The sequence below is a fragment of the Petralouisia muris genome, from assembly GCF_004793545.1.
GTDB classification, from domain to species: Bacteria; Bacillota; Clostridia; order Lachnospirales; family Lachnospiraceae; genus Petralouisia; species Petralouisia muris.
In genome coordinates this window covers 1-2,390 of record NZ_SRYA01000182.1, presented here as the reverse complement: position 1 = coordinate 2,390, position 2,390 = coordinate 1, and the positions used below count along the sequence as shown (strand labels likewise).

Annotated in this window: 4 protein-coding genes; 3 read left to right on the top strand and 1 reads right to left on the bottom strand. The window is 33.3% G+C overall.

Annotated features, from left to right (window positions below):
• Nucleotides 1-54 precede the first annotated feature (54 nt).
• On the bottom strand, nucleotides 55-150 hold the full coding sequence (locus E5329_RS31410; RefSeq protein ID WP_275443878.1) for a putative holin-like toxin: 96 nt from the start codon (nucleotides 148-150) through the stop codon (nucleotides 55-57).
• A 163-nt stretch (nucleotides 151-313) separates the two neighbouring features.
• On the opposite strand from E5329_RS31410, the gene E5329_RS28880 reads away from it, so the two are divergent.
• The 3 genes from E5329_RS28880 (at nucleotide 314) to E5329_RS28870 (ending at nucleotide 2,276) form a co-directional block, all read left to right on the top strand.
• Nucleotides 314-643, top strand: coding sequence for a DUF6664 family protein (locus tag E5329_RS28880; protein ID WP_135992546.1), 330 nt, complete (start codon nucleotides 314-316; stop codon nucleotides 641-643).
• A gap of 89 nt (nucleotides 644-732) precedes the next feature.
• Nucleotides 733-1,056: a hypothetical protein gene (locus tag E5329_RS28875; RefSeq protein WP_135992545.1), complete on the top strand. Its 324-nt coding sequence runs from the start codon at nucleotides 733-735 to the stop codon at nucleotides 1,054-1,056.
• Nucleotides 1,057-1,106: 50 nt separating this feature from the next.
• Nucleotides 1,107-2,276 (top strand): AbiH family protein, encoded by a 1,170-nt coding sequence (locus E5329_RS28870; RefSeq protein ID WP_135992544.1) that lies wholly within the window; start codon nucleotides 1,107-1,109, stop codon nucleotides 2,274-2,276.
• Nucleotides 2,277-2,390: the final 114 nt, after the last annotated feature.

The following is a 2,390-nucleotide window of genomic DNA, read 5'->3' as shown; positions in this document are numbered from 1 at the left end:
TACAGGCTTTGTGGGATTGTTGTAGAATAATATTTCTGTTAGAATAAGGCTTATTTATTTTCGCTTGTTGTTCCTATCTATATAGGCAAGCAGTGAAATGAGGAAAGTGCCACCCAGAATTAACAGGCTTAAAACTTCATATGTACTCATGTTCACCACCTCCCTTCTTCTGTGAAGTTAGGGAGGCTACCACCTTGTAACACGGCTGCTCCATTTACAGATTGTAGCATATTTTAAGCTATTCGGCAATCTGTTTTCCTGTCACTGAGTAGTATAATAAGTGACGATAAGAAAAAGTCGGAGGTGAGGAACAATGTCTGATGCGTTCAGATTTGAAACTTTTGTAGATGTCCATAGCAATATCTTTAATGAATATCTCGGCTCTGTTATGGCAAAGCTGTCCAGAGAAAACGAGGAATACCGTGCCATAAGAGCCGAGATTGAGAGCCTTTATAAGAAATATCCGAAAGTTTTAGGCGTGTTTGATACGGAAACATCGGCGGAACTGTCCGAGAAAGAATGTGCCGCACTGATTAAAGTGATGGAGCTTAAGAACAAACTCACGGATATAGAGATGCAGTCGGTCTACTTCCGTGGCTGTTATGACAGTGTAGGGTATCTGAAAAAGGCAGGGATTTTATAACGGACTGACCGAGGAAAAGGCGGTGTCGGCATGAAGCTGATGCCGTCTTTTACATAGCTGAGTTAAAATAATATATCTATTGGATAGTTATGCAACAGTTTGTACAAGTTGATAATTTTATATTTTGGAAGTATAATGAGTGTTGTAAATCAGAATTAGTAATACATATAAAGTTTTTTGGAGCGTATTGGCTTGCAGAGCAAGGGTTAGCACCAAAGAGAGCACTTCTTGTTGAAATACCACTTATAATAACTTTTTTGATGGAACATATGAAACATGTTTTTGAAAGAAGAGGAGATAAGAATATGGGAAAGAAAAAGAATGCTTTTGATGCACTAAATGTAATCTTGAATTGTATTATAAATTTGAGTGGCAATATGGCAGGCGATGCTCTGCTAACCAATGCGTTCTAGTGATTATTTGTGTAATAGAAATAAATAGAGACAAGAGAGGAAAATGATAAATGAATATTTTAGTAATAGGAAATGGATTTGATTTGGCACATGAATTACAGACTACATATAGAGACTTTTTGAGATTTACAGAAGAGTTCATGATTTATAAAACAGCAAAGGAAAATGGGCAAGAACAAAGTTGGAATGATGATGAAGATACTCGTTTTTTTCAATACTTTGCAGACCTTTTTAATAAAAGTCAGAGAAATGAGGATGCAAGAAAAATTGTCAATGAACTTGATATGTTGATTAAAGATAATGTATGGTTGAGTCATTTTAAGTTTGCACAGATAAAAAAGGGATGGATTGATTTTGAAAGCGAGATTTCCAAGGTAGTTCAAACATTGGAGGATGTCCGTAAAATAGTAGATAACGCTTTAAAACAGGGGAAAAGTAATATCAAGATAGAAGAATATCAGAAAAGAATACTTCGGCATGTAGGAGTTGGTGTGGGGAATAACATTGAGAATGCTGTAAGGATACCAAAAGAAAGAGGATTAAAAGATTTAGATAGGTTAATAAGATGTCTGGAAATATATTTGAGTGTTTATATTAATAAAAGTTCCATAGAGAAAACTTTACCAGATATTAGTGACCTGCCATATCTTGATAAGGTACTATCGTTTAATTATACAAGTACTTATGAGAGGTTATATAATAATCATTCATTTTTGGAGATTGATTATATTCATGGCAAAGCAGATATTAGAAGAAATATTGATACTAATAATATGGTTTTGGGAATCGATGAATATTTAAAAGGGGATGAAAAAAATGAAAATATAGAATTTATTGCATTTAAAAAATTTTACCAGCGGATACATAAAGAAACAGGCTGTCTTTATAAAGAATGGGTTTCAGAAATTAGGTCTGATAAAAAAATATTTGAGATAACAAATATATGCAAGCAATCTGGTAATGATGTTATAAGCAAAAAAGATGTTAAATACCATAATCTATTTATTTTTGGTCATTCTTTGGATATTACAGATAAGGATGTGCTAAGGGATTTAATCCTAAATGATAATGTCCAGACAGTAATTTTTTATATGGATAAAGATGATTATGGAAGAAAAATTGCAAATTTAGTAAAAGTTATAGGGCAGGATGAACTTATTAGAAGGACTGGCGGAATAACAAAAACAATAACATTTACGCCAATAATAGGGATAAAATAGCGAAAAAAGAATTTTATATGTGTAGTCTCGGAAAGTCCATGAAGAAACAGAAAAGAATTATGTTATATGAATGGGAGTGACGGGGAGGAATAAAAAATGCTTATTTCTGAGTGG

What these genes read in the sequence shown, in the direction of transcription:
- E5329_RS31410 (WP_275443878.1), bottom strand. Translation starts at nt 150, where the DNA reads ATGAGTACATATGAAGTTTTAAGCCTGTTAATTCTGGGTGGCACTTTC.
- E5329_RS28880 (WP_135992546.1), top strand. Translation starts at nt 314, where the DNA reads ATGTCTGATGCGTTCAGATTTGAAACTTTTGTAGATGTCCATAGCAAT.
- E5329_RS28875 (WP_135992545.1), top strand. Translation starts at nt 733, where the DNA reads ATGCAACAGTTTGTACAAGTTGATAATTTTATATTTTGGAAGTATAAT.
- E5329_RS28870 (WP_135992544.1), top strand. Translation starts at nt 1,107, where the DNA reads ATGAATATTTTAGTAATAGGAAATGGATTTGATTTGGCACATGAATTA.